A 555-nucleotide genomic window follows, 5' to 3' on the forward strand; every position below is an offset into this window, starting at 1 on the left:
TACGCCAGGCGCTGGACATGGCGGTGAACAAGCAGGCCATCATCGACGCCGTCTACCAGGGTGCCGGGCAACTGGCGGTGAACGGCATGCCGCCGACCCAGTGGTCCTATGACGAAACCATCAAGGACGCCCCGTTCGATCCGGCCAAGGCCCGGGAACTGCTGAAGAAGGCCGGCGTCGCCGAGGGCACCGAGATCACCCTGTGGGCGATGCCGGTGCAGCGTCCCTACAACCCCAACGCCAAGCTGATGGCGGAGATGATCCAGGCCGACTGGGCGAAGATCGGCATCAAGGCCAGGATCGTCAGCTACGAATGGGGCGAGTACATCAAGCGCGCCCATGCCGGCGAGCATGACGCCATGCTGTTCGGCTGGACCGGCGACAACGGCGATCCGGACAACTGGCTGGCGACCCTCTACGGCTGCGACTCGATCAACGGCAACAACGTATCGAAATGGTGCGACGCGGCCTACGACAAGCTGGTCAAGGCTGCCAAGCGGGTCTCCGACCAGGACAAGCGCAGCGAGCTGTACAAGCAGGCCCAGCACATCCTCA

1 protein-coding gene is annotated in these 555 nt (G+C 64.1%); it reads left to right on the forward strand.

What is annotated here, in order from left to right; genetic code table 11:
- Positions 1–555, forward strand: a 555-nt coding sequence (locus tag HMPREF3014_RS35185) for an ABC transporter substrate-binding protein (RefSeq protein ID WP_244243649.1), incomplete at both ends; no start/stop codon positions are given.

It is taken from the genome of Pseudomonas sp. HMSC065H01, from assembly GCF_001815235.1.
Lineage (GTDB): Bacteria > Pseudomonadota > Gammaproteobacteria > Pseudomonadales > Pseudomonadaceae > Pseudomonas > Pseudomonas aeruginosa.